This window comes from Chryseotalea sp. WA131a (assembly GCA_025370075.1).
GTDB lineage: Bacteria > Bacteroidota > Bacteroidia > Cytophagales > Cyclobacteriaceae > ELB16-189.
Genome location: CP073016.1, coordinates 3,180,116 through 3,205,966 on the forward strand (window position 1 = coordinate 3,180,116; position 25,851 = coordinate 3,205,966).

The window sequence follows — 25,851 nt, forward strand, 5'->3', positions numbered from 1 at the left end:
GGTTTACTTACTTTTGTCCGAGTTATTACGAATTATGAAAGACAAAGTTGTGATCATAACAGGAGGCTCTTCAGGCATCGGTAAAGCGTTGGCCGAATCTTTTAGCAAAAATGGTTCGCGGGTTTTAATCACGGGCAGAAGCAAAGACGATCTTTTGGTGGCTCAACAAAGTTTAAAAACAAAAGGTTTGGAGGTGGCGATTTTTCAGGCCGATGTAAGCCTAGAAAGCGATAATCGGTTGATGGTGGAGGAGGCACTTCGGTTGTTTGGGCAAATAGACGTGCTGATCAACAATGCAGGCATTTCGATGCGCGCGTTGTTTGAAGAGTTTGATTTAGAAGCTTTTAAAAAAGTAATGGGGATTAATTTTTATGGTGCAGTGTATGCCACCAAACATGCCCTTCCGCACATTCTAAAATCGAAAGGATCTATTGTTGGGATTTCGTCCATCAACGGAAAAAGGTCTTCTCCCGCACGGTCTGCTTATTCCGCTTCCAAGTTTGCTATGGAAGGTTTTTTAGAAGCTTTGCGCACAGAGGTAATGAAGCGTGGCGTGCATGTGTTGGTGGCCAGTCCTGGGTTTACCGCTTCTAACATTCGAAAAAGGTCGCTCACAAAAGATGGCACGCCTCAAGGCGATTCTCCTAGAAAAGAACAAGAGATGATGACTTCAGAAGAAGTGGCCGACCGCATATACAAAGCGGTAGTAAATCGCAAAAGAGATTTAGTGCTCAGTGTTAAAGGCAACTTGGCCGTATGGATCAACAAATGGTGGCCAACCTTGGCAGATAAAATAGTTTATAACGAATTGGCCAAAGAACCTGATTCGCCTTTGAAATGAGCAAATCCAAAACTTCTTTCTTCTGTCAATCCTGTGGCCATGAATCTGCCAAGTGGGTAGGCAAGTGCCCTTCGTGTAATGCATGGAATTCCTTTGTGGAGGAGATTATTTCAACAGAGAAGACTACCAAAAATGATTGGCGCAATGAGGCTGGCAAGACAAAGCTAGATAAACCCCGCAAGCTCGATGAGATTGCCAGCACCACCGAAGCAAGGATTTCAACCGTTGATGAAGAACTCAATCGCGTATTAGGCGGTGGCATTGTGTATGGATCGCTGGTGTTGATTGGCGGGGAACCCGGTATAGGCAAGTCTACTCTGATGCTTCAAGTCGCTTTATCGTTAACTCGATTAAAAGTACTGTATGTTTCAGGTGAAGAGAGCGATCAACAAATAAAAATGCGTGCCGAGCGACTGCAGCCAACACTAAAATCGAAGCAAGACAATTTTTACATTATTACCGAAACAAATACCCGCAATATTTTTTTGGCGGTGGAGGAGTTGCTTCCCCAGCTTCTCATCATCGACTCCATTCAAACACTTCATTCCAACCAACTAGACTCTGTGGCGGGCAGCGTTGGGCAAGTCCGACAATGTGCTGCTGAGTTAATGCGCTTTGCCAAGGAAACGAACACGCCCGTATTTTTAGTAGGGCACATTACTAAAGACGGCATGCTAGCTGGCCCCAAAGTATTGGAGCACATGGTGGATACGGTATTGCAATTTGAAGGAGACAGGCATTTGGCTTACCGCATTTTGCGAACCACCAAAAATCGCTTTGGTTCCACATCTGAAATCGGTATTTATGAAATGTTGGGAAGTGGCCTTCGACAAGTTTCCAACCCATCTGAGATTTTGATTTCGCAAAAAGATGGAAACCTTAGTGGTGCCACCATTGGCGCGACCATCGAGGGCAATCGACCTTTGTTGATCGAGATTCAATCGTTGGTGAGCCCGGCATCGTATGGCACTCCACAGCGTACACCTACTGGCTTCGATCAAAAGCGACTGAACATGTTATTGGCGGTGTTGGAAAAGCGATGCGGCTTTCGCATGGGCACGCAAGATGTTTTTCTGAACATGGCCGGAGGCATTAGTGTAGAAGATCCAGCCATTGATTTAGCGATCTGTATTTCCATCATTTCATCGATGGAAGAAATTCCAGTATCCGATAAAATTTGTTTTGCTGCCGAAATCGGCTTGGGCGGAGAATTGCGTGCCGTGAATCGAATAGATCAACGCATTTCCGAAGCGGAGAAATTGGGCTTTACCCAAATTTATGTTTCTAAGTTCAGTCAAAAATCGATCGATCTTAAGAAAACCAAAATTGATGTGAAGGCTTTTGGCAAACTGACGGAGGTATTCAAGGATTTGTTTGGTCGTTAAGACTTAAACATTCAACCCATTTTCCCCAGTCAAACAAAATAATGCTACCTTCGCTAACCTTCACCTAAACCTTACAGGTATGCGTAAACCTATCGTACTCTTATGGATTGCCATTTTTGTTGCCAGCTGTCAGCCAACGAAAAAAGAAACTCCTCCAAAAGGCGCTTCCGATTACGCCAGCTTGGTCAACTTGTTTAAAGAATGGCGGGCATTTGAAACCCCACCTATGCGTGATGGAGCACCGGATTATACAGCAACCACGTTTGAGCAGCGAATGCCAGCATTTAAAAAGCTGCAAGAGAAACTTTTGGCGATGGACACCGCGCGTTGGCCAATTGAGCATCGGGTAGATTGGCACTTGGTGTGGGCAGAGATGAATGGTTTTGACTTTAACCATCGAGTGTTGCAACCGTGGGTGCGCGACCCAGCTTATTATGCTACCGTAAAAACAGAACGCAGCGATGTGCCAGCGCACGAAGGGCCTACGCACCATAAAACACTTGAGCTATGGACGTATCAATTTCCATTGTCACCAGAAGCCAAAACAAAGCTGATACAAGAATTAGGTATCATTGTCCCACTTAATGCGCAAGCCAAAATTAATCTCACAGGCAATGCAAAGGATTTGTGGATTGCGGGCATCCGCGATATAAAAACACAAAGTGAAGACCTCGCCACCATTTTACAAAAGCAAGGTGCAAATGAGCACAGTGATTTGGTTGCCGCTGTTAACGCAGCCATTCAATCGACCGATGAATTGGCAAGTTGGTTAGAAAAGGAAGCTGCATCTAAAACGGGATCTTCTGGCATCGGTAAAGAAAACTACACGTGGTATTTGCAAAATGTGCATTTGGTGCCGATGACATGGGAGGACGAAGTGCTCTTGCTTAAACGTGAATTAGTTCGTGCATGGACTGGGTTAAAGTTAGAAGAACACCGAAATCGGAAACTTCCACTACTCACGTCTGCCGAAACACCCGAAGCCTTTGCAGCATTGACGGAACGTGCTGCCAAAAGCCTAATGAATTTTTTGGAGAAAGACGAAATCTTGACCGTGAAAGATTATTTTGAACCCGCTTTGCGCGAACACTTGGGAAGTTTTGTTCCTGCTGAAAAGCGAAACTTTTTTGTCATTGGCCTGCACCACGATCCACGACCGTTGTATTCGCACTTTTATCATTGGTTTGAATTGGCACGCATGGATCGGGAGCCGAATAAAAGCGAAATACGGAAAGGACCTTTGCTTTACAATATTTTTGACACACGCAATGAAGGCACTGCCACTGCGGTGGAAGAAATGTTTATGCAAGCGGGCTTGTACAACGATGATCCACGTGTGAAAGAAATTGTGTACATCATGATTGCACAACGGGCGGCCCGCGGGTTGGGTTCTTTGTATGCGCATGCCAATCAGTTGACCATGGAGGAGGCTGGCAAAATTCACTCGGAGTACACACCTCGTGGTTGGATGAAGACCGAGAAAAAACTGCTTTTGTTTGAACAACATTTATATATGAGGCAACCCGGGTATGGAAGCAGCTACATCACCGGAAAATATTTATTGGAAACCGCAATGGCCGATTTTGCCAAGATGAAAGAAAGCAAGAATGAAGAATTCAAAATCAAAGACTTTTTAGATCAAGTCAATGCCAATGATTGCATTCCGATTTCGTTGATCAATTGGCAAATGACAGGGAACGAAAAGGCTTTGACGGGTGAGATGAAGTAGTATTGGGTTGAAACCATAATCTAAAAAATATGAAAAAGCTTGCCCTTTTCTTTTGGTTAGTCGCCCCGCTCATGGGTCAATCACAAAAAATCATGCTTCGTTCTATTACTGAAGTCATGATTTAGACTGAACAACCTATTTCAAATTAATAGATTTTTGAGGTTTTACTTACACGCCCTTGTTCGCCTTAGGGGCAACCCCTATTTTTGAACCCTTTACCTAAATGCAAATCCTAAACTCAATCCTCTCTTGGGTCATGAAGAAGCGTATCCATCAAATGGAGCTTTTCATGAAATACCCCCACGATGTGCAAGATGAGGTGCTTAAAAAGCTCTTAACCGCGGGCAGATATTCTGAGTTTGGTCAAAAATATGCCTTTGACGATTTGCTCAACTATGAAGATTATAAGAAGCGGGTACCTATCCATACTTACGAACAACTCTTTCCTTATATCGAACGGCTGCTTAGGGGTGAGCAAAACATTCTTTGGCCAAATGAAGTAAAATGGTTTGCCAAATCAAGTGGCACTACCAATGCACGTAGCAAATTTATTCCGGTAACCAAAGACGCCCTAGAGGAGAGCCATTTCAAAGGAGGCAAAGATTTACTTTCTATTTTCATCAATAATTATCCCGATACAAAAATCTTTAGCGGCAAAGGTTTGGCCATTGGCGGCAGCTATCGGGTAAATGAGTTTGACCCAACTAATTCATCCAATTATGGAGATGTATCGGCAGTGATCATGCAAAACCTGCCTCCGTGGGCGGAGTTCATTCGCACCCCCAGTTTGGAGGTAGCCTTGATGGACAATTGGGAGGAGAAAATTGAGAAGCTTGCTAACGAAACCACCAAAGTAGATGTTACACAGATAGCGGGTGTACCTACTTGGACCGTGCTGCTACTGCAATACATTATGGAGCGGGAAAAGAAAAATTCTGTGTTGGAGGTTTGGCCAAACCTAGAAGTTTTCTTTCATGGAGCAGTATCGTTTGCCCCTTACAAAAAGCTTTTCAAAACACTGATTCCCTCTGCGCAGATGAAATACTGGGAGACCTTCAATGCAAGCGAAGGTTTCTTTGGAATCCAGGCGGAAAAAGATTCAGAAGATTTGTTGTTGATGTTGGATTATGGTGTCTTCTATGAATTTATTCCCATGGAAGAATTTGACAAAGAATATCCAGATGCGATTGGTCTGCAAGATGTAGAAGTAGGCAAAAACTATGCGATGGTGATCTCCACCAATGCAGGGCTGTGGCGATACAACATTGGGGATACTATAAAATTTACCAGCGTTGCTCCTTACAAAATCCGGATATCTGGCCGAACCAAACATTTTATAAATGCATTTGGGGAAGAAGTGATTATTGAAAATGCAGACACTGCCATCACCACGGCTTGCGACCAAACAGGGGCGGTGATTGATAATTTTACAGCCGCTCCTATTTTCTTAGAAAAATCCAAACGAGGAGGGCACGAGTGGATCATTGAATTCAAATCGCAGCCAAACGACTTCAATCGATTTGTACATGTATTGGACGATACCCTGCGCAAAATCAACTCAGACTATGATGCTAAGCGGGCCCATGATATTGCACTGATAGCACCAACTGTGCACAGCGTAAGCGAAGGCACTTTTTACAATTGGATGAAGAAACGTGGCAAACTAGGTGGGCAAAACAAAGTGCCACGGCTCAGCAACTCACGCGAGTATGTAGAAGAAATATTGGCGATGTTGGCCGAAAAGTAGGCTAATCTTTAGAGGCTACTTGTATTTCTTCAAGACAAGTAATTTTTACTACATCGCCCACCATGCAAATGCTAGCTTCGTTTTTTAAAATTTCATAACCAATTTTTACTTGCTTGCCGTCTGCAAACTCAAAATTAAAAAGCGGATTTTCGGTTACTTCTTTTGGCAACGGTGGAGTTCCGCAATAGTAAAGTATCTGAGGTTCTAGCCGTTTTCCGTCTGCCAATTCAAATACAAAGCCACAGCCATCTAAACCGCGCAAATCACGAACGGTAGCCAATGTACTGCAGGCAGCATTGCTTTTCTTAACCTCCTCTTTACTGCACGCAGCAAGGCTAAAAACAATTACAGAAAGAAATAGTACTTTTTTCATCGGTTGAGATTTTCATTTTAGTCACTCAATGCAAAGAAAAGGTTGGAAGTAGATTATCTAAATTTTGAATCGATGATCAAATCCATGTTTCGGCCTTTGAAGTCAAACGAATGACCCACAAAAGATCCAAAACTAGGTTCAGAAGCAGCAACTCTACCACCATTGATAATATTATTGATGGCAAGACTTAATAGTTTTTCGTTTACATCCCCTATCGGGTATTGTGCTCCATTATCTAAGTCAAGAATATTTGGTGTAAATCCTGTTGAATAATCGGATTGATCAAGGCTATTGAATGACTTGACAACAATGGGCTGCATGCCCCATGTATTTTTAGGATCACTTTTTTCATAGATCGAAATGGAGCCAACATTTTTTCCATAGGTTTTATTTCCGATTATGAAAACCTCCATATATGGTTTGAGTCCGTTGATGAGCAACTCGCTGGCAGAAGCGGTTCGTGCACTTGTTAAAACATAAACCCGGTTTCGTGTAAGCAAAGAACTTACATTTTGGGTTTTGTTGGTAAACTTCGTCAACAGGAAATTGGCACCAAGCGTAGGGTCATTTAGAATTTGTTGTTTTAAGTTCGCGTTATATTCACGTTTTGCAAAAACCTTGGTGTTATCTACACTTTTACCAATAAGGCTGGCCAAGTTAACCGTAGCCGCTTCTGCACCCCCGCTATTGAAGCGAAGATCGATTACCAAATCTGTAATTCCAGCAGATTTAAAGCGATCAAACACTGCATCCATTTCATCATTATATTGTGAGCTGGTAGAAGAAGGACCAGTGGCAAACAATGTGTAGACGTAGTATCCAATTTTTCGGTTGTTGACAGAAATTACTTTATCTAGAAAATTCGGATTCTCAGAATATTCTACGGTGGTAATAGAAATGGTTTTGGAAGCACCAATAGTATTAGAAACAAAATTGTAAGGTCGATACGTTATTGAATGGTTTTCGCTGATTTGTTGGAGCAGAGTTTGATAATTACTTGCTGTAAGCTGCGTATTATTGATTTGATCGATCACGTCCCCCCTCTTTAGACCAACTGCTTCCGCAGGAGATGATTTTTTTATATAAAGAACCTGGGCCACCAGATTGACTTGTGTGTTGTCAGCATAATAAAGAGCAAATTCGTAACCAGCTTCTTTATTGATGCCTTGCAAAGAATTTAAAAGGTCTTGATAATTTTCTTGAATCCATGAAAACTTGTCATCGGGTTTGTTAAGGAGAGATTTAAAAAACGATTCAGGGTCTAAATTTTTGTTAGGCGAAGCAGGTAGTTTGTCGGTCCAATAATATGCTTCCTTCATATTGCTAATGATCCACGAGTTCACATAGTCATTTGGATTAGTAGGCTGCGGGTCATCCTTTTTGCACGACTGCAAAACAGTAACGCTAACCAAAATAAAGACTGCCAAGACGGCTTTTAAAATTTGATTTATGTTCATACTCAATTTTTATTCAGGGTTATTACGTGATGGGTTTGTTGTATTACAAAACGTTTTTCTACAAATCTCTTTTTTCGAATAACGACTTCTTCTCCAATGCCTAAGGATGGTAAAAAAAAGCTACCACAATCGTTCGTTAAAGTTAATACGGTTCCGTGGCTATTAATAACCTCTGCATTTTTTATTTTTTTTCCTTTTCTATCCACTACCTCACCATAAACTGGAATTTTACCATCGCCACTGATGATGTAAATGCCGCTGGCCGCTTTCGCACCTAGTAGATCAATAGCCTTTTTTCCTTGAATAAAATCAATTCGATCAAACTTGTTGAGGCTTACAGAATCAGTAACGGGTATTCCGTTCAACAATACAATTGGTTTGGTTGTTTTGGCGGAATCAGGTCGTTGTGAAAAGGCACATGTGGCGATAAACAGAATCAAAACGGTAAAGTGTAGGCTTTTCATAAATTCAAATGTTGATTTAATGGATTGAATCAATTTTTAAGCCAGTTGCTTATTTAGGTCTATATTTTGAGTCAGTAAAAATCTGTTGCGCATTGGCTTGCTTCATCAATCTTTGAAGGCTAAGTGTTTCAGAGTTTTGACTCGCATACTTATTAACAATTTGCCACCCCACCCACACACCAATCCTACCCGGACACTGGTCGCTCACCTCTACGGTCTTGGGTCGCTCATCAATGTATTTTTGTTTAATGTTCTTAGCAGTTTTAAAAAACACTTCTTTGTCGATAAAATGTTTCCAAATCACATCTTGGTTTTCACGCGCGCCTTCTATTTCTGTTTTTGTGTAACCTATAAAGATACTATCGGCTACACACGGAAGCATGTGTTTGGCAAAGTAGTACGCTTTTCCATAGGCAACCATATCGGCCAACACGGTTTTGTCATTTGGGTCAACCTCGTTTACTCGGCCATCTATTCCGTATAAAAGCATAGCTGAAGGCACAACAAAATTTTGGGTATATCTTCGCTGCATGTACTTGTGCATATCGGGTTTGTATTTTGCGTTAGCCCCCAAATAGTAATCGAGCCCTACAATAAGAAGGGTATCGCTAACAAACAAATCGCTTTCTAAACCGGTAATGACAGTTTGTATTTTTGGGATTTTAAAATCAGGATAATAGTAACGAAGGTTGGTAAAAGCCAACTCAAATTCTTTTTTTAATTCTTCGCCATTGCCAAACACACGCTTCGTTTCCATTCGAAGCGAATCGAACGATGGATTGTGAAAAACGGTAAACAGTCGATTGATAAATAATGAATCGTTTGGATAGGCGGCTCGATTGAAAAATACATCGCGCAAAGCAACATGACGCGAAAAGAAATCCACCAATTGTTGTTTTGAGCTGAAAGCAAAAAGAGAGTCTTCGAGCGATTCAAATGCTACCGTAACTTTCTGCGAAGCTGGCGGCTGAAACACACATTCTTCCGTGTCTGTTTTGCACGACCACATCACGATACCTAGTAAAGAAGCAAAAAGGAATTTCTTCATGTTTATGTATATAGGATAGAACGAGCTTGAAGATATGAAATTGTTATACAGACACGGCACTTCATAAATTACTATTACTTTTACAAAAATATCATTTCATTTTGAAGAACCTCAAACACGTTGCTGTCGCAGGAAATATCGGCTCTGGCAAAACAACCTTAACCGCAAAATTAGCAAAACACTATGGTTGGACACCTTTGTATGAATCGGTAGACCATAATCCCTACCTGCGCGATTTTTATGACGACATGACCCGTTGGGCATTTCACTTACAGATTTATTTTTTGAACAGTCGGTTTAATCAAGTGCGCCAAATCCGCGAAAGCGAAAAAGCCATTGTGCAAGACAGAACCATTTACGAGGATGCAAATATATTTGCCGCCAACCTGCACAAAAGTGGCCACATCAACGACCGCGACTACCAAAGCTACCTCGACATCTACCATTCGATGATAAACTTTGTGCAGCCACCCGACTTGCTTATCTATCTAAAGGCAGATATCCCAAAACTGGTTCAGCAAATACAAAAACGAAACCGCGATTTTGAGTTCAACATTAAGTTGGATTACTTAAAAACACTGAACGAACATTACGAAAATTGGATTCGAAACTACAAGCAAGGCAAGCTGATGATTGTAGATGTGAACAAAATGGATTTTGTCGAGAACATCGAAGACTTTGCTTATATCATTGGAAGAATTGACTTGGAAGTAAACAGTTTGTTTAGCTAGGCATCAGGCCGCCCTAGTGTGCGCTAACATCGGTCAGAGGCCTCTATGAAATTTACTTTTTAAATCCAAGCAACTTAGGCGCATACCACAGTAACGGCAAGCCGAACACGGCCATCATAGCATAGGCCATCAGCTCATATCCTTTTGCTACCAAATCGATAATGCCTACTTGGGCCAGTAGCAAAGAAGCAATCAATGCCACGGATGAAATCAACGCTTTGGAAATCTTTTTTAACGGTTCTTTTTTTTGCTCCGCCATTTCCATTTCAATGCGACTGATGAACGCGTGTATCATACCCGTAGCCGTTTCCACCAGCGTCCAGCCCACTACAATTCCAAAGACTACGATCAACGATGGGTGGAACGATTTTAAAATCTCGAGCCACGGCACGGTAGCGGCCAACACGCTTGCATCGGGGTAGTAGCCAAGAATGGCGAAGTAAGTCAAAAACCATGGGATGGTCATAAGTAAACCTGCGATAACCCCAGCAGCTACACTTTCGCGCCTTGTGTAAATTTCTTTGAAGGTGAAAAACGAAGCCGGGTAGACCGCCAAGTTGTAGCCCACATACAACAAGCCTGTCCAAAGCAGCAAACCAAAATTTGGTGCGATGGCTTGATAGCTGGTATCCCATTGAGTAAAAACTTTAATAATGGCATCGCCTTTTGCAGAAAAAACAACCACTGCAAACAATATGTAAGCAGCAAAAAGAGCTATCGTTCCCAGTGTTTCCAACTTCGCTATCACTTCTTCGCCCTTGTAGTTAAGGAAGCCCACGAGCACAATGATGATCAATACACCCACCCATCGGTTGAAGCCCACGGTGCTATGCAATATTTCTCCCGCGGCTGAAGCCATTACTGCTATAATCAGGATCGCCAGAAGTAGATAGACGATTTCGTAAGCAATCCATCCTGGGCCAATCATTTTTTTCAGCATCGATTTGTAGTCATACACGTGCCACAATCGGCTTGCCTCCATCGCTAAAATGGACATTAAACTAAAGCCCAAAAAGATGGCAAGGCCACTTACCCAACCGCTGGCTCCAAACTTTGCACCGTACTCTACAATCTCACGGCCAGTCGCATACCCACCACCAATCAACACCGATTGTAGAATGATGCCAAGGAGAAAAATTCGTTTGAGGTAAGATGAGGTCATGGGGAAATCTAAAACTTGCCTCGACAAGATAGATAACATCACGAAGGAGTAAAAAGAAAAGTTTACTAACTTTGATGATGTTATGACACCGACTATTCAAAACAGAAAATATACTGAGCAAGAATATTTGGAGCTTGAGCGAAAAGCCGAGTATAAAAGCGAATTCTTTGGAGGAGAGATATTTGCGATGGCAGGCAGTACCAATCCACACAATATTATTTCAGGTAACTTCTATGCTTTTTTACATAACCTTTCGAAAGGAAAGGGTTGTAGGCCATACGGTTCCGATATGCGGGTGCATACTCCAGTCAATTCATTGTACGCTTATCCTGATATTAGTGTAGTGTGTGGTGAAAAAAAATTTTTAGACAATGGATTCGATACGTTGTTGAATCCGATATTCATTTGTGAAGTACTTTCAAAATCTACGGCCGATTATGATACCGGTGGAAAATTCATGAGATATCGCTCAATTGAATCGCTCAAAGAATACTGGGTAATCTCTTCATTAGAATATCGACTTCAAAAATTTGTGAAGCAACCTAATGGTAGTTGGTTGCTATCAGAAACAACCAATGTAAACGATACAGTATTGATGGAATCCCTAAATGCAGAAGTATCTCTAAAAGAAATTTATTTTGAAGTTTCTCTTTAAGCCATTTACCCTAATGATGCTTCACATAATTTTCCCATTTTTCCATCACGTCTTTAAAATCGTTTGGTAACTCAGAATCAAACTGAAGAAATTTGTTTGTAGCCGGATGTAGGAAGCCCAATGTTTTGGCATGCAACGCTTGGCGCGGAATGATCTTAAAGCAATTATCCACAAACTGTTTGTATTTGCTGAACACGGTGCCCTTTAATACTTCATTACCGCCATACGTGGCATCATTAAAAATGGTGTGACCAATAAATTTCATATGTGCCCGTATCTGGTGCGTGCGACCTGTTTCCAATTTGCACTCGATGAGAGACACATAGCGCAAATCTTTCAGCACCTTGTAATGTGTAATGGCTGTTCGCCCAAAATCCCCTTCCGGAAAAGCAACCGTTATTCTTCTGTCTTTTAAACTGCGACCTACGTTTACATTAATTGTGCCTTGTTGTGGTTCAGGAATACCCCACACAATGGCGTTGTATGTTCGTTCGATGCTGTGGTCAAAAAATTGTTTGGCTAATGAATTCATCGCCACTTCGGTTTTGGCAATCACCAATAAACCCGAAGTATCTTTATCGATGCGGTGAACTAACCCCGGGCGGCCTTCGTTGCCTTTCATCTCAGGCAAGTTTTGAAAGTGGTACGTGAGTGCGTTCACCAATGTGCCACTCCAATTTTGATAGGCGGGGTGCACCACCATCCCCGGTTCTTTGTTTACCACCAACACATGTTCGTCTTCAAAAACAATATTGAGCGGGATGTTTTCAGGTTTTACATCCGTGTCGCGGGGAGGCTCCGGCAACGAAACTGTAATTACATCGTGCGGATGGATTTTGTGATTGGGTTTGATGGTTACATCGTTTACTTTCACAAAACCGTCACGTATGCCGTTTTGAATTTTCGAGCGTGTGACATTCGGCAACCGATCCATCAAAAACTTATCAATGCGGAGCAAGCTCTGGCCGGCATCGGCTACAATGCGGTGGTGTTCGAAGAGACCGTCTTCGTTATCGTCTAGTTCGTCTTCTTGCATCATGCTTGCTTTTTGTCTTTCAAAATATCGTTGATGATGCTATTGAAGATGGACATAATTAAACTGAAGGCCAGTGCCCACCAAAACCCATTCACTGAAAAACCCGGTACAAAGTAATCGGCCATTAAAATGATAATGGCATTGATCACCAATAAGAATAGACCAAGCGTGACAACGGTAATGGGAATTGTCAGTACAATTAAAATTGGTTTGATGATGATGTTGGCGATGGAAAGAACCAATGCCGTGAGTAAAGCAGTTTCGTAATTTTTTACCTCTACACCTGGCAGCAAGTACGCTGTGAGCAAGACGGCTACACCGTTGAGAAGAAAACGAACGAGGAGATTAATCATAGATTATTTTTTAGGAAAGTAGCGATACATTTCCTTACGATTTAGTACTCTTGAAAAGATAATTTCATCTTTGATTAAATAGAACCCAACTCGGTAATGCCCAATTCTAATTCGATAGGCATTTTTAGCAGCTTCCATTTTGGAAGCATTTATTTTAGAAAGTGAATCAGCCCATTGAACTGTACTAATTAGATTTTTTAATTTTTGTTGAATCTCGGTGGGCAGTTTTTTGGCGTCTTTTTCAAAAATTCTTTCAAAAGAAACCTTCATTTGCCCAAGCCTTCTATAAATTTTTTGGCCTCTTCCTCTGAAAGACGACCATATTTTTTACCTTCTTCCATGGCCTTGCTTAACGCTCCATCTTCGTCTTGCTCTGATAAAATCTCAACTTCAATTTTCAATTCTTTGATGAGAGCCTGAACGGCTTTTTCCTGTTCTTCGTTTATGTTAAGAATATAGGTTTTCATGCAGTAAAGATAATGAATTGATGCTACTTTTTAGTTTAACTTTGTTAGGATGTACGCAATTGTAGATATTGAAACCACGGGTGGCTATGCCGATAATCATCGCATTACCGAAATAGCCATTTACCACTACGATGGGCTTCAAATCAAAAATGTATTTCACAGCTTGTTGAACCCCGGGCGCAAAGTGCCGCAATTTATTACCGGCCTTACGGGAATCACTTCCAAAATGGTGGAAGAGGCACCCGAGTTTTCTGAAATGGCCGATGAAATTTTTTCGCACCTCAAAGACCGTGTGTTTGTAGCCCATAATGCACATTTCGACTACAGTTTCATCAAAAAGGAATTTGAAACGATTGGTGTTAACTGGCAGACAAAAAAACTTTGCACGGTTCGCTTGGCGCGAAAAATTATTCCGGGGTTGGAATCGTACAGTTTGGGGCGATTGGCAGAAAGCCTTGGGATCAAAATTCCCGACCGCCATCGGGCGGGAGGCGATGCACAAGCTACCGCCAAAATTTTTGATGTTTTGGTGAAGCGTGACAATTCAGGTGTTATTACCAAAGCACTCAAACGAAATTCAGGTGAGACAATTCTACCACCCAATCTTGCCAAAGAAGAATTTGACCGACTTCCCGCCAAGGCAGGTGTTTATTATTTTTTGGATGGGCGCGGCCAAGTAATTTACGTGGGCAAAGCACTCAACATCAAAAAGCGGATTGCCGGCCATTTTACAGGCGAAGCACGCGAATGGAACCGATCAAACATCCGCAACGAAATTCACCACATCACCTACGAGCTAACCGGCAGCGAATTGATTGCGTTGATTTTAGAATCACAAGAGATCAGGAGGCTGTGGCCCAAGTACAACCTAGCCCAAAAATATAAAACAGAAGAATGGGGTGTGTATGATTATGAAGATCGCAACGGCTATTTGCGTTTTTGTGTAAACGTGGTGAGCAGAGGAACCAAGCCGTTGATCACCTTTAGCAGCAAAGGAGATGCATGGAATTTTATGTGGGAAAAAGTAAAAGAGTACGATCTCTGTCCCAAGTACAGCGGCCTGCAATTGGCAAAAGGCTTATGCTTCAGCCATCAATCGGGTTCGTGCAAAGGCGCGTGCCAAGGTGTGGAATCAGCCAAGAAGTACAACAAACGCGCACAAAAAGCAGTGGATTCTTTTTTTGAAGAAGGTGAATCGGTGGCAATTATCGGGCAGGGAAGAAAAGTGGAGGAGAAATCGTTGGTGTTGATTGAGAACGGAAGTTATGTGGGGTTTGGTTTTGTGCCGAAAGAAGAATCCATCGGCTCGTTTGAGTCAGCTCGTAATTTTATTAAACCAAGCAAGGAAAATAAAGTGGTCCAGAATTTGGTGAACTCGTATTTGCTCAATCCGCGAGGGGCGGAGGTGGTGGTGTTTTAGTTGAGAAAGAAAAAGCATTACGTTATAGTGAAAACGCGCCTTTACAATCACAAGAACTTGGTGGGGTTTTGTGCCATGCACACGATATACCAATCGATGTTCACCAGAGATTCTTCTAGACCAGTATCCTGCTAAATTTCCGCGTAGAGGTTCCGGTTTTCCAATGCCTTTAAACGCGTCTCTTTTTATTTCTTTAATCAAATCATTTATTTTGTCCAAAATTTCTTGATCACTGTCATACCAAAACAAATAGTCATCCCAGCCATTTGGTGTAAACTCTATACTCATTCAATGAACTTTGGCCTTTGTACTAGTTAGTTATTCTCGATTTTTGTTTTTTATCTGATGTTAACCTAACCTTAAGTCCTCTACGGACAGCCTTCCCAGCTTTGTCTTGTTTAATACTTTCCAATAAATGATTCGCGTTGGCAGGCGTAGAAAGTAGATGTGCGGTCTCTTCCATTGAATTGAATTGTGCAAGGGTGAGCACTACAAAGTCCTTCTTCTTTGCACCAGATAGTATCAAGATGTCTTGGTCTATTTCTAGTTGATGCAGATGTCCTTTCATCTTCTTCCTAAAATCAGTAACCGTTGTTGTTTTCACGTTATTTGGAATTTTAGCAAATGTACGTGATTGCGTACGTTTTTCCATATCAAAACAAACTCAAACTGCCTCCCTTTTGAAACTTTGTCAAATCATAAACGGGCATTGATCGGTCAGCAAAATATTTTTTCTTCGATGCTTTGAAGAGTTGATGAATGGCATCGGCAATATTGCCTTCGCCACGCATGCGCCTGCCAAAGTTAGAGTCGTTTACATTGCCACCATGCATGGAACAGATTTGGTTCCACACCTTTTCAAACCGGTCCGGAAAATTCTTTCTCAACCAGTCTTCAAAAATCGGCCCGATAGAACCATTTAACCGGACGACTGTCATGCCTGCATTGCATGCGCCATGGTCGGCAGCGGCTTTTAATACTTCAGGAATTTCATGGTGGTTCAATCCTGGAATAATCGGTGCATTCATAATCCCAACGGGCACGTTCGCCTTGGCCAGTGCTTCTACTGTTTTCAATCGCTTAATGGAACTTGCTGTGCGAGGTTCCATTGCTCTTCGTAAATCTTCGTCCAACGTGGTGATGGAAATATAAACATGAACCAAATTGTCGGCAGCCAAGTCTTGTAGCAAATCCAAATCGCGCAACACCAAACTGTTTTTAGAAATAATGCTCACCGGATGCCGATAGTTGGCCAGCACCTTCAACATCTTTCGCGTAATCTCAAACTTTTTTTCTTGAGGCTGGTAGCAATCTGTATTACCGCTGAGCATGATCGGTACTGCATTCCAAGTGGGCTTCATCAGTTCTTTTTCTAAAAGCTGAGGCGCATTTCTCTTCACAATGATTTTACTTTCAAAATCCAATCCTGCGCTGAACCCATAATACTCATGTGTGTTTCTGGCATAACAGTAAATGCAACCATGTTCGCAGCCCTGGTAAGGATTCATGGAATAGCCAAAACCCAAATCAGGGCTATCTACTCTGTTCAAAATCTTCTTGGCATTTTCTTGAAAGATTTGAGTGGCCGGGTTTTCCAGCAATGGCTCATCAAGCCCCTCTATATGCTCCATTACATATTGAGCTTTTAAAAACTTATTCTCGATTTTAATTTGTGCCCCTCGACCTTTAAAGTAATCTTGCTCCATAGTTCAATATTACTAAATAAATTAGTATTACTAAATTTTTTGTGAAAGAACTTTCGTATCAGCAAACATCTATTCAAGAAATCATATTGCCAGGATCGAGTGCGAAGCTGTTGGTAAAGCGCGAAGACTTGAATCACCCGTTCGTTTCGGGCAACAAGTGGTGGAAGCTTAAGTACAATTTAGAAGAAGCCGTCCGGTTCGGTCACCAAACATTACTGACTTTCGGTGGGGCGTACTCGAACCATATTTTTGCCACCGCTGCCGCGGGAAAAGAACTGGGTTTGAAAACCATTGGCGTGATCCGTGGGGAAGAAACTCTTCCGTTAAATCACACCCTCACATTCGCGGAAAGCTGCGGAATGGAATTGCACTACATCTCTCGCGAAGAGTACAGAAAGAAAACAGAGCCTGATTTCATTCAACAGCTTCAAAACTTATTTGGCAATTTTTATTTGATCCCGGAAGGAGGAACAAATGAATTGGCCGTTAAAGGCGGCACAGAATGGGCAGTAATGCTAGAGCAAGAAACAGATTTTGATTACGTGTGTCTGCCTGTGGGCACCGGTGGCACAGTGGCTGGGATTATCAATGGATTAAGTCCCATTAAAAAAGTAATTGGATTTCCAGTGTTAAAAGGAGCAGAATATTTAGAAGGAGAGATTAAAAGTCTCTTACTTCACTCCAAACAAAATTGGTTTCTGAATTACGATTATCACTTTGGCGGGTATGGAAAATTCAATGATGGTCTGCTCCACTTTATTAAGGACGTAAAAGAAAAATACGGGCTTCCGCTGGATAAAATATATACCGCTAAAATGGTTTATGGAGTTTTTGATTTAATAGGGAAGGGCTATTTCCATAAAGGCTCTCGCGTATTGGTAGTACATACAGGAGGGTTGCAGGCAAATTATTTTTAGAGAGTTACCAAAAAGAATAGAAATCTGCGGCAATCTCAGAATCAGTAAAAAGCATCTTCAAAATGCTTGACTTCGGTTTCGCCACCGATGTCTAAAACTGAAACAATATCATACCGCACATTCCCCTTCCAGTTGATTTTATATTGATATTCTACGGCAGCATCCACCACATTCCTAGCTTTCTTGTAATCCACAAAATCTTCAGGGTAGCCAAAGGCAACCGAAGTCCGGTATTTTACTTCCACAAAAACCAACCAATTATTTTTCTTGACAATTAAATCGATTTCATTGTGCTTGTGGCGAAAGTTTCGCTCCACTATTTCGAAGCCTTTGCTCGCTAAGAATTTAGCGGCCAGTTCTTCGCCCTCTTTGCCTTTTTTGATTTTATCGCTCACGAGAAATAATCTACCTTTGAAGATCGAAGATAAAACAAAGAATGAAGAAACTTATAGAGGGATTTACGCTGCAACTAGCCCAAGCACTTAAGATTGGCCAATCGGTAGATTTGGTGCGACCTGGTAGTGATATTCGTAACATTCACATCACGGGCATGGGCGGCTCAGGTATCGGTGCCAACCTAGTAGAGTCCCTCACATTTGGGCGAGTGCCTATTCCGATCACTGTTTCAAAGGGTTATAATATTCCGCAGTTTATAAGTCCGCACACGTTGTTTATCGCGTGCTCCTACTCGGGCGAAACAGAAGAGACGTTGGCCTCCATCCATAAGGCGATGTTGAAGCGTGCCCATATTATTTGCATTACCTCGGGAGGCAAAATGTTGGAACTGGCGAAAGAATACAACTTATTTTGGATTCAAATCCCGGCAGGTTCTAAAAGCCCGCGTGCCAACATTGGTTATTTGATGATTTCATTGATGTATGCTTTGTACCACACCAATTTGATTGGGGCTGCCTTCATGAAAGAAACCGAAAATGCGATTGAATATTTAGATCGTGGCGAGAAAGCAATTCAATCGGAAGCCGAGCTGATCGCCAAAAAACTACGTGGCAAACTTCCCATCATTTATTGTGACGAACGCTTGCGCGCCATGGCCACACGCTTTCAAAATCAAATCAACGAAAATGCCAAGCAACTTGCACATATCAATACCTTTCCGGAAATGAACCACAACGAAATTGTGGGGTGGCAATTTCCTGAAACCGTTTTGCAGCAGGCACAGGTAATTTATTTGTATTCCGACCACGACCATGAGCGCGTGGAAAAGCGAATGGAAATTTGTCGCGACATTTTCGAAAAGAAATCAAACCCTATCATCGACATCGTGGCCGAGGGAGCCTCATTGCTGGAGCAATATTATTACCTCATTCACTTAACGGATTGGATTTCTTATTTCTTGGCACGAGAAAATGGAGTGGATGCAGATTCGGTAGAAGCTGAAGAGTTTATAAAGGGTGAGTTGACAAAAATTAAGTGAACGACCTTCTGAACAAACAAACTCAGTTCATAGACCTTGGTCTCATTGACTATCAACAAGCGTGGGATTATCAAACTGATTTGTTTAACAAAACGCTGGAGATCAAAAAACAAAACCGTGACCTCCCCATTACCCAGCAGCAAGCAACACCCAATCACTTAATTTTTTGTGAGCACCCACATGTATTTACATTGGGAAAAAGTGGAGAAGAAAAAAATCTGCTGGTGGGCAAGAAAGACCTTCCGAAAATCAAAGCAACTTACTACCACATCAATCGAGGAGGAGACATTACCTACCATGGACCTGGGCAACTGGTGGTGTATCCTATTTTAGATCTCGAGAATTTTTTTACCGACATCCATCACTACATGCGATTACTGGAAGAGGCGGTGATTCAAACCTTGGCACACTTTAAAATGGAATCGGGTAGAATTGCAGGCCTTACAGGAGTTTGGATTGGTGAAGGCGATGAAGCCAGAAAAATTTGTGCGTTGGGAGTAAAAACCAGTCGGTGGGTTACCATGCACGGATTGGCTTTTAATATCAACACAGACTTGAATTACTTCAAGCATATTGTGCCATGTGGTATTGATGATAAGGCTGTTACTTCATTGGCGAATGAAGTGGGGCATCAAGTAAAAATGGATGTGGTCAAATCTTTGATGAAAGAAAAAATAGCTTCACTTTTCAATCTCCAGCTTTAGAATGTCTAAAAAAGTGAACTTTAGAATGCTCTTGTTTCTGGTCTTGTTTATCGAAGCCAGTGAGATAAGTTTGGCGCAACAATCCATTGGCAAAAAACAGCAAGGCGTTTGTTTCGTTGGCGGAAAAAAGGAAGTTACGGAAAAAGAAATCGCCCAACTAAAAAAATGCAACGTCACTTGGATTTCGCAAACTCCTTTTGCGTTTCAACGTGATCCCAATGGTTCAGACATTCGAACGAATTTTTCTTCTGATCGGGTTTGGTGGGGGGAATCCGATGAAGGTATTTCAATTACTACCCAGCTCGCTCGCAAGGCAGAAATCCATTCGCTGTTGAAACCGCACCTATGGGTGAGTAAAAGTTGGCCGGGTGAAATAAAAATGAAAAGTGATACTGCTTGGCAACGATGGTTTCGGTTGTATGAAAAATTTATTGTGCACTATGCCGAACTCGCGGAAAAAAATAAAATAGAAATCTTTTGCATTGGCACGGAGCTTCATCAAACGTTGCGAGAAAAAGAATGGAGGGCTATTATCAAGAATGTGCGCAAAGTATATAAAGGCAAATTAACGTATGCCGCCAATTTCAATAAAGAGTTTGAAGAAGTTATGTTTTGGGATGCCCTCGACTACATTGGCATACAAGCGTATTTTCCGTTGGCAAAAAACGAGGTGCACACTCTGGGGGATTTACGATCGGGTTGGCAAAACCATTTGGTTGCCATTGAGCGCATTCAGAAAAAATATAGCAGGCCGGTTATCTTTACCGAAATTGGGTATCGAAGTGATACCCGCGCTGCAATTGAGCCTTGGACATGGCCTAGCGAAAAAAGCACTGCGGTGCCCTCCGAGCAAGCGCAAGCCGATTGCTATCAGATCTTTTTTCAATCGGTATGGAACAAAGAGTGGTTGGCTGGTGCTTATTTTTGGAAATGGTATCCGCATGGCACTGGACGATTAAACGAAGTAGATTTTACACCGCAAGGCAAATTAGCCGAAAAGGTGATGACTGAAAATTTTTGGCGTGATGATCAAAGACATTAAAAAACCTGAAGTGAAAAACGTAACGTTGGCCGTGGTGCGAGAGAAAAACATTCTACAACAAATTGAATGGAAAGTTTACTTGATCAACAACAATGCGGAAGCTATTGAAAACACACTGGTGGCCAGCACCGGCTATGGCGAAAAGAATGGTGAAACGCAACGCACTTCTACCTTGCGTCATTTTTTGCAAACCGTGCCACCCAAAGGCACAACGCTTATCGAACCGATTGACACCAACGTATTTCATTTGAATAACGAGTATTGGGTAAGCTATTATATTGGCCAAGAGATTTATGACAAGCGCTTTGTGTTTGTTCCCGATTCTATTCGAGAAGAAAACTTAATTTTTATAAAGGAGTTAAACACAGAAGGGGTTTTGCATTCGTAATCATGCGACAAAGAAAATTAGCAATCGTATTTTTTATAGCAGTTTCTTTTTATTCGCCTTTGCAGAGTTTTTCTCAAGATTCTCTTCGCTGTCTATCTTGGAACATCAAAATGCTACCCAGAATAGCCAAGGGAAACAACAGAAGAGCAAAGGTGATCCTAGAAAAATTAAAGAACCATCGGTATGATATTCTGGTGTTTCAAGAAATGTTTTCACCTCGTGCCCGCAACATTATTCGGAAAGGGCTGAATGATCTTTATCCTCATCAATCAAATCTCTTGAACAAAAAGGCATTTGCTATCAAAGCAAGTGGTGGGGTGATGATCCTTTCTCGGTATCCTATTTCCTTTACCAAACAAATCCGTTTCAATAACCGCGAAGGTATCGATCGCATGGCACGAAAGGGTGCTTTGCTGACCGAGTTAAACATGAATGGCAAAGTGGTTCAGATAATTGGCACTCATTTACAGGCGTTTGGCTCACCTGAGGTGATGTATGGTCAGTATAAACAACTGCATGACGAATTACTGAAACCCAACCAAAAGGATAATGTGCCCCAAGTAATTTGTGGAGATTTTAACACCATCAAAAAATTGCCACCTCAACTTCCGCCATCAGTTACCCAAGCGATGGTAGACCGATTAGCCCGCTATTCGGTAATGATCAATACATTGCAAGCCACCGATGGAGAATTGATGGGCGAACAACAATTTACCATGGACCGGCCTTTCAACGATCTTTGCAAAAGCAGAAAAGAGTATCGGCTGCTAATTGATTATTTCTTGCTGCGGCCGAACGGAGTTTCGGATGTTTCTCTTTCGCGCCAAGTGAAAATAATTAGGCAACCTTGGCACAAAAAGTATTCCGACCTATCCGATCATTATGGATTAGAGGCCTTGCTCACATTTCCCTAATGTTTCGTTAACTTTGACCATTATTTTTCCCAAAACTCATGTCCATCCAAAAAAGATTTACTACGCAAGACCTTGACCGCATCAAGGCGGCCGTGCGCCAAGCCGAAGACAAAATTTCAGGAGAAATTGTGCCCGTGTTTGTAGAAAAGAGTGGCATCTACTCTATTGCCACCTATCGCGGTTTTTTGGTGTTTGCTTCTTTGGCCTTTTTGGCCATCATTGTCTTTGATCGTTATGCAGAAAATTTAGCAGTCTATGATCCGTTCATGATTTTTTTATGGGTACTGATGGTCGGCCTGGCAGGAGCATTTATCACCCACTATATCGATCCGCTCAAGCGAATGATGATGAGCCAATCCCATCTTGATAGAGCTACGCGCCAACGTGCCGAAAATGCTTTTTTGGAAGAAGAAGTATTTGCTACGCGTCATCGCACAGGCATCATGATTTTTGTTTCTTTTTTTGAACGTGAAGTAATTGTGATGGCCGACCGTGGTATCAGCAAAGTGGTAGATCAAAAAGAATGGGATAAAATGGTGCGCGGAATTACAGCCAACATAAAAATGGGAAAAATTACCGAGGGTATTGAAGCGGCCATTCTGCGCAGTGGGGAAATTTTATTGGAGAAAGGCTTTATTAAAACCACTGATGACGTAAATGAATTGCGCGATGATTTGCGCATGGAATAAATTCATTAAAGCCATGTTGCGCCCTTTTCATTTATCTAGTCCCTTCATCATGCGAATAATTCATTTTCTTTTCTGCTTCTTTTTCACACTGCCACTGGTAGGCCAAATTAAAGTGCCCGACTATGCGGGCAGGCGCGTGCACGATTTGGCCGGGGTGCTTTCGCCTAGCACGATTGCCCAGCTAGAGCAAGTGCTAATGGCTGAAAAAGATTCTACCACCAACCAAATAGCGGTGCTGATCGTTCCTTCGCTAGATGGAGAAGACATTGATGGGTTTGGCATTCGCGTAGGAGAAGCGTGGAAATTGGGTACTGAAAAAAATGACAACGGAGTGATTCTAATCATTGCCGTTAACGATCGTAAAATCAGAATAGAAGTAGGCCAAGGATTGGAAGGTAGATTAACCGATGCCCTCAGCAGCCGCATCAACCGAAACGAGATCATTCCCTACATAAAAAAAGGCGACTATGATACGGGCGTGGCGGTTGGCGTTTCGGCAATCATTCAAGCGATCAAAGGTGAATACGTAAATACCGATCCGCCCAAGCGCAAACGTGGAGGAGGCAGAGGCGCTTCACCGCTCACTATCATTGTAATCATCATCATCATTGCCTTGCTTTCCAGAAGGGGTGGTGGTGGAATTGGTGGCTATTGGGCTGCGGGCACACTACTAGGTGGTGGAGGCGGTGGTGGATTTGGAGGCAGCTCCAGTTCGTGGGATTCGGGTGGAGGAGGAAGCTTTGGTGGCGGAGGGTCAAGTGATTCGTGGTAGTTTGGGAAAAAAAGCGGCAACGTTATTGGTATGAATAAAGATCAGTTAGAAATAAAAGCTCGACTTGTAAGTGCAAAGCAAATAATCTTGGGAAAATCTTGCCTACTGCTATTTGCCTACTGCCTATTTGCATTAAATGCAACCGCTCAAAAACAAATTCCCGAACTCTGGAACCTACGGGTGCATGATGACGCTAAGGTGCTAAAGCAAGAAACTGCTGAGATACTTGAAAAGCAATTAAAGGCATACGAAGATTCTACCAGCAATCAAGTAGCGATTTTGATTGTTCAATCGTTGGACGGTGAGGTAATTGAAGACTATTCCATACGAGTGGTAGAAAAATGGAAACTGGGCACGAAGAAAAACGATAATGGGGTATTGATTTTGGTAGCGATTGATGACCACAAAATGCGTATAGAAGTAGGTCAAGGATTAGAAGGGGTGTTGACCGATGCCTTGTGCAATCGCATTATTCGAAATGAGATGGCACCCGAGTTTAGAAGAAACGATTACGATGCAGGGATGACGTCTGCCGTAAACGCGGTGATCAGCGGAATTGGTGGTGAGTACAAAGCCGAAGACGATGGGGGCTCCAACGATTTGGATTCAATGAATACCACAACTAAAATTGTCATTGGCTCCATCGTATTTATTTTTCTTGGAATATTTGCTACCCTTGGTCTTTTTTCCAAAGGGGGCATGACGTGGGTTCTGTATGCCTTTTTAATTCCCTTCTATGCGGCCTTCATGGGCTTGCTCATTAGTTGGTGGTTCTTTTTCGGTTACCTGATTGTGTATCCGCTGCTACGCCTTTGGGTGGTAAAGAGTGGGAAGAAATTATTGGAGTGGCAATCGTCAGGTGGCGGAGGCAGTGGAGGCGGTTCCTCGTCTGGCTCGAGCTGGTCATCAAGCGGAAGCAGTTGGTCATCCAGTAATAGCGGCCGTAGTTTTTCTGGAGGCGGAGGAAGTTTTGGGGGCGGGGGGAGTAGTGGGAGTTGGTAAGAAGTAGCTTTCCGTGATCATTCCATTCTAAATCCTAACTCCTAACTTCTATATTCTTTTCTGGTTATTATTTGACGGCATCCCTTATTTTTGCCCTTCCTTATTACACTAGCTATGAAACGCGACAAAATCATCTTCGACCTGATTGAAAAAGAAAAGCAACGCCAAGAGCATGGCATTGAATTGATTGCCTCCGAGAACTTTACTTCTCCGCAGGTCATGAAGGCTCAAGGCTCGGTGCTTACCAATAAGTATGCCGAAGGCCTGCCCGGCAAACGCTACTACGGTGGCTGCGAGGTGGTAGACGAAGTAGAGCAACTCGCCATCGATCGGATAAAGGAATTGTTTGGTGCCGAGTGGGCCAACGTGCAGCCACATTCAGGGGCGCAGGCAAATGCTGCCGTGATGTTGGCTTGTTTAAAATCAGGCGATAAAATTTTGGGTTTCGATCTTTCGCATGGCGGGCACTTAACACACGGTTCACCTGTAAATTTTTCAGGCAAGTTGTACCAGCCATCTTTTTACGGAGTGGAGCAAGAAACAGGACTTATTGATTTCGATAAAGTAATAGAAATTGCTCAACGCGAAAAACCTAAAATGGTAATCTGCGGTGCCTCTGCCTATAGCCGTGATTGGGATTATAAAAAATTGCGCGAAGCGGCAGATAGTGTAGGCGCAGTTCTCCTAGCAGATATTTCACATCCCTCGGGATTAATTGCGCGTGGATTATTGAACGACCCGATGGAGTACTGTCACATCGTAACCACCACTACTCACAAAACGTTGCGCGGCCCGCGTGGGGGTTTGATTATGGTAGGAAAAAATATTGACAATCCTTTTGGTTTGAAAACGCCCAAAGGCGAGTTGAGAAAATTGGGCTCCGTGTTGGATTCAGGTGTGTTCCCTGGTACACAGGGCGGCCCGCTGGAGCATGTGATTGCTGCCAAAGCCATTGCATTTGGCGAAGCTTTGTCGGATGAATACATGGAATACATTGTGCAAGTGGCCAAGAATGCAAAAGCCATGGCACAAGCTTTTGTGGATAAGGGTTATAAAATCATTTCGGGTGGCACGGATAATCACTTGATGTTGATTGACCTTCGCTCCAAGAATTTGACGGGCAAATTGGCGGAAGAGGCATTGATACAAGCAGACATCACCATTAACAAAAACATGGTGCCGTTCGATACACAATCACCGATGGTTACTTCTGGCATGCGCATCGGCACACCGGCTGTTACCACTCGCGGCATGAAAGAAAAAGACGTGATCAAAGTGGTAGACCTGATTGATGAAGCTTTGCAAAAGCCTCAGGATGCGAAACACTTAAAATCGGTGAAGAGAAAAGTAAATACCTTGATGAAGAAGTTTCCGTTGTTCTCTTAGTTTGTAAGAGCAAATGGATTTTTATAAT

Annotated in this window: 30 protein-coding genes; 17 read left to right on the forward strand and 13 right to left on the reverse strand. The window is 42.5% G+C overall.

All coding sequences use genetic code 11. The features are described from left to right. The first annotated feature begins 34 nt into the window (after positions 1 to 34). From KA713_14605 to KA713_14620, 4 genes are all read left to right on the forward strand, one after another. Entirely contained in the window at positions 35 to 841 is an 807-nt protein-coding gene (locus KA713_14605; GenBank protein UXE65694.1) for an SDR family oxidoreductase, read from the forward strand. Further along, positions 838 to 2,226 carry a DNA repair protein RadA gene (radA, locus tag KA713_14610; GenBank protein ID UXE65695.1) on the forward strand — a complete coding sequence of 463 codons (1,389 nt, stop codon included), beginning with the start codon at positions 838 to 840 and terminating at the stop codon, positions 2,224 to 2,226. The genes KA713_14605 and radA overlap by 4 nt, the downstream gene beginning before the upstream one ends. A gap of 79 nt (positions 2,227 to 2,305) precedes the next feature. Continuing rightward, positions 2,306 to 3,955, forward strand: a complete 1,650-nt coding sequence (locus KA713_14615; protein UXE65696.1) for a hypothetical protein — start codon at positions 2,306 to 2,308, stop codon at positions 3,953 to 3,955. Between the two features lie 223 nt (positions 3,956 to 4,178). After that, entirely contained in the window at positions 4,179 to 5,702 is a 1,524-nt protein-coding gene (locus KA713_14620; protein UXE65697.1) for a GH3 auxin-responsive promoter family protein, read from the forward strand. 1 nt (position 5,703) lies between these two features. Here the strand turns inward: KA713_14620 and KA713_14625 are convergent, their stop codons facing one another. From KA713_14625 to KA713_14640, 4 genes are read right to left on the reverse strand one after another with little or no spacing between them, the layout of a single operon-like run. Next, positions 5,704 to 6,075 (reverse strand): hypothetical protein, encoded by a 372-nt coding sequence (locus tag KA713_14625; protein UXE65698.1) that lies wholly within the window; start codon positions 6,073 to 6,075, stop codon positions 5,704 to 5,706. A 53-nt stretch (positions 6,076 to 6,128) separates the two neighbouring features. Continuing rightward, complete coding sequence (locus KA713_14630; protein UXE65699.1) at positions 6,129 to 7,532, reverse strand: peptidase; 1,404 nt, start codon at positions 7,530 to 7,532, stop codon at positions 6,129 to 6,131. A gap of 2 nt (positions 7,533 to 7,534) precedes the next feature. Beyond that, the gene (locus KA713_14635; protein ID UXE65700.1) at positions 7,535 to 7,996 is read right to left on the reverse strand and encodes a hypothetical protein; all 462 of its coding nucleotides are present in this window, start codon (positions 7,994 to 7,996) and stop codon (positions 7,535 to 7,537) included. Positions 7,997 to 8,045: 49 nt separating this feature from the next. After that, on the reverse strand, positions 8,046 to 9,044 hold the full coding sequence (locus tag KA713_14640; GenBank protein UXE65701.1) for a gliding motility lipoprotein GldB: 999 nt from the start codon (positions 9,042 to 9,044) through the stop codon (positions 8,046 to 8,048). A 101-nt stretch (positions 9,045 to 9,145) separates the two neighbouring features. On the opposite strand from KA713_14640, the gene KA713_14645 reads away from it, so the two are divergent. Beyond that, the gene (locus KA713_14645) at positions 9,146 to 9,775 is read left to right on the forward strand and encodes a deoxynucleoside kinase (GenBank protein UXE65702.1); all 630 of its coding nucleotides are present in this window, start codon (positions 9,146 to 9,148) and stop codon (positions 9,773 to 9,775) included. Positions 9,776 to 9,827: 52 nt separating this feature from the next. On the opposite strand, the gene KA713_14650 is transcribed toward KA713_14645, so the two are convergent. Continuing rightward, positions 9,828 to 10,937, reverse strand: coding sequence for a hypothetical protein (locus tag KA713_14650; GenBank protein ID UXE65703.1), 1,110 nt, complete (start codon positions 10,935 to 10,937; stop codon positions 9,828 to 9,830). Positions 10,938 to 11,019: 82 nt separating this feature from the next. On the opposite strand from KA713_14650, the gene KA713_14655 reads away from it, so the two are divergent. Beyond that, positions 11,020 to 11,592 carry a Uma2 family endonuclease gene (locus tag KA713_14655; protein UXE65704.1) on the forward strand — a complete coding sequence of 191 codons (573 nt, stop codon included), beginning with the start codon at positions 11,020 to 11,022 and terminating at the stop codon, positions 11,590 to 11,592. A gap of 10 nt (positions 11,593 to 11,602) precedes the next feature. Here the strand turns inward: KA713_14655 and KA713_14660 are convergent, their stop codons facing one another. From KA713_14660 to KA713_14675, 4 genes are read right to left on the reverse strand one after another with little or no spacing between them, the layout of a single operon-like run. Continuing rightward, entirely contained in the window at positions 11,603 to 12,628 is a 1,026-nt protein-coding gene (locus tag KA713_14660) for an RluA family pseudouridine synthase (protein ID UXE69142.1), read from the reverse strand. After that, on the reverse strand, positions 12,628 to 12,981 hold the full coding sequence (locus KA713_14665) for a phage holin family protein (GenBank protein ID UXE65705.1): 354 nt from the start codon (positions 12,979 to 12,981) through the stop codon (positions 12,628 to 12,630). Before KA713_14665 ends, KA713_14660 begins: the two co-directional genes overlap by 1 nt. 3 nt (positions 12,982 to 12,984) lie before the next feature. Further along, positions 12,985 to 13,251 carry a hypothetical protein gene (locus KA713_14670; GenBank protein ID UXE65706.1) on the reverse strand — a complete coding sequence of 89 codons (267 nt, stop codon included), beginning with the start codon at positions 13,249 to 13,251 and terminating at the stop codon, positions 12,985 to 12,987. Continuing rightward, complete coding sequence (locus KA713_14675) at positions 13,248 to 13,448, reverse strand: hypothetical protein (GenBank protein ID UXE65707.1); 201 nt, start codon at positions 13,446 to 13,448, stop codon at positions 13,248 to 13,250. The genes KA713_14670 and KA713_14675 overlap by 4 nt, the downstream gene beginning before the upstream one ends. Before the next feature lie 49 nt (positions 13,449 to 13,497). Between KA713_14675 and KA713_14680 the strand changes: the two genes are divergently transcribed. Further along, on the forward strand, positions 13,498 to 14,868 hold the full coding sequence (locus KA713_14680; GenBank protein UXE65708.1) for a GIY-YIG nuclease family protein: 1,371 nt from the start codon (positions 13,498 to 13,500) through the stop codon (positions 14,866 to 14,868). Here KA713_14680 and KA713_14685 read toward each other — a convergent pair. The 3 genes from KA713_14685 to KA713_14695 are packed head-to-tail and all read right to left on the reverse strand — an operon-like array spanning position 14,764 to position 16,574. After that, the gene (locus KA713_14685) at positions 14,764 to 15,156 is read right to left on the reverse strand and encodes a Txe/YoeB family addiction module toxin (GenBank protein UXE65709.1); all 393 of its coding nucleotides are present in this window, start codon (positions 15,154 to 15,156) and stop codon (positions 14,764 to 14,766) included. The genes KA713_14680 and KA713_14685 overlap by 105 nt on opposite strands. A 22-nt stretch (positions 15,157 to 15,178) precedes the next feature. Further along, on the reverse strand, positions 15,179 to 15,472 hold the full coding sequence (locus KA713_14690; protein UXE65710.1) for a type II toxin-antitoxin system Phd/YefM family antitoxin: 294 nt from the start codon (positions 15,470 to 15,472) through the stop codon (positions 15,179 to 15,181). A 49-nt stretch (positions 15,473 to 15,521) separates the two neighbouring features. Next, the gene (locus tag KA713_14695; protein UXE65711.1) at positions 15,522 to 16,574 is read right to left on the reverse strand and encodes a PA0069 family radical SAM protein; all 1,053 of its coding nucleotides are present in this window, start codon (positions 16,572 to 16,574) and stop codon (positions 15,522 to 15,524) included. A 71-nt stretch (positions 16,575 to 16,645) separates the two neighbouring features. Here KA713_14695 and KA713_14700 point away from each other — a divergent pair, with 71 nt between their 5' ends. Further along, positions 16,646 to 17,491 carry a 1-aminocyclopropane-1-carboxylate deaminase/D-cysteine desulfhydrase gene (locus KA713_14700; protein ID UXE69143.1) on the forward strand — a complete coding sequence of 282 codons (846 nt, stop codon included), beginning with the start codon at positions 16,646 to 16,648 and terminating at the stop codon, positions 17,489 to 17,491. Positions 17,492 to 17,532: 41 nt separating this feature from the next. On the opposite strand, the gene KA713_14705 is transcribed toward KA713_14700, so the two are convergent. Beyond that, positions 17,533 to 17,886 (reverse strand): YraN family protein, encoded by a 354-nt coding sequence (locus KA713_14705; GenBank protein UXE65712.1) that lies wholly within the window; start codon positions 17,884 to 17,886, stop codon positions 17,533 to 17,535. A 41-nt stretch (positions 17,887 to 17,927) separates the two neighbouring features. On the opposite strand from KA713_14705, the gene KA713_14710 reads away from it, so the two are divergent. The 9 genes from KA713_14710 to KA713_14750 all read left to right on the forward strand — a co-directional run bounded on the left by KA713_14710 (position 17,928) and on the right by KA713_14750 (position 25,823). Continuing rightward, positions 17,928 to 18,926 carry a bifunctional phosphoglucose/phosphomannose isomerase gene (locus KA713_14710; GenBank protein UXE65713.1) on the forward strand — a complete coding sequence of 333 codons (999 nt, stop codon included), beginning with the start codon at positions 17,928 to 17,930 and terminating at the stop codon, positions 18,924 to 18,926. Beyond that, positions 18,923 to 19,630, forward strand: coding sequence for a lipoyl(octanoyl) transferase LipB (gene lipB, locus KA713_14715; protein UXE65714.1), 708 nt, complete (start codon positions 18,923 to 18,925; stop codon positions 19,628 to 19,630). Before KA713_14710 ends, lipB begins: the two co-directional genes overlap by 4 nt. 25 nt (positions 19,631 to 19,655) lie before the next feature. Further along, positions 19,656 to 20,672 (forward strand): hypothetical protein, encoded by a 1,017-nt coding sequence (locus KA713_14720; protein ID UXE69144.1) that lies wholly within the window; start codon positions 19,656 to 19,658, stop codon positions 20,670 to 20,672. Continuing rightward, the gene (locus KA713_14725; protein ID UXE65715.1) at positions 20,656 to 21,060 is read left to right on the forward strand and encodes a hypothetical protein; all 405 of its coding nucleotides are present in this window, start codon (positions 20,656 to 20,658) and stop codon (positions 21,058 to 21,060) included. The genes KA713_14720 and KA713_14725 overlap by 17 nt, the downstream gene beginning before the upstream one ends. Before the next feature lie 110 nt (positions 21,061 to 21,170). Next, complete coding sequence (locus KA713_14730) at positions 21,171 to 21,974, forward strand: endonuclease/exonuclease/phosphatase family protein (protein UXE65716.1); 804 nt, start codon at positions 21,171 to 21,173, stop codon at positions 21,972 to 21,974. A 38-nt stretch (positions 21,975 to 22,012) separates the two neighbouring features. Continuing rightward, positions 22,013 to 22,663 carry a hypothetical protein gene (locus KA713_14735; GenBank protein UXE65717.1) on the forward strand — a complete coding sequence of 217 codons (651 nt, stop codon included), beginning with the start codon at positions 22,013 to 22,015 and terminating at the stop codon, positions 22,661 to 22,663. Between the two features lie 13 nt (positions 22,664 to 22,676). Then, positions 22,677 to 23,435: a TPM domain-containing protein gene (locus KA713_14740; GenBank protein UXE65718.1), complete on the forward strand. Its 759-nt coding sequence runs from the start codon at positions 22,677 to 22,679 to the stop codon at positions 23,433 to 23,435. Positions 23,436 to 23,465: 30 nt separating this feature from the next. Continuing rightward, positions 23,466 to 24,437 carry a TPM domain-containing protein gene (locus KA713_14745; protein ID UXE65719.1) on the forward strand — a complete coding sequence of 324 codons (972 nt, stop codon included), beginning with the start codon at positions 23,466 to 23,468 and terminating at the stop codon, positions 24,435 to 24,437. A gap of 114 nt (positions 24,438 to 24,551) precedes the next feature. Next, positions 24,552 to 25,823, forward strand: a complete 1,272-nt coding sequence (locus KA713_14750) for a serine hydroxymethyltransferase (protein UXE65720.1) — start codon at positions 24,552 to 24,554, stop codon at positions 25,821 to 25,823. Positions 25,824 to 25,851 lie beyond the last annotated feature (28 nt).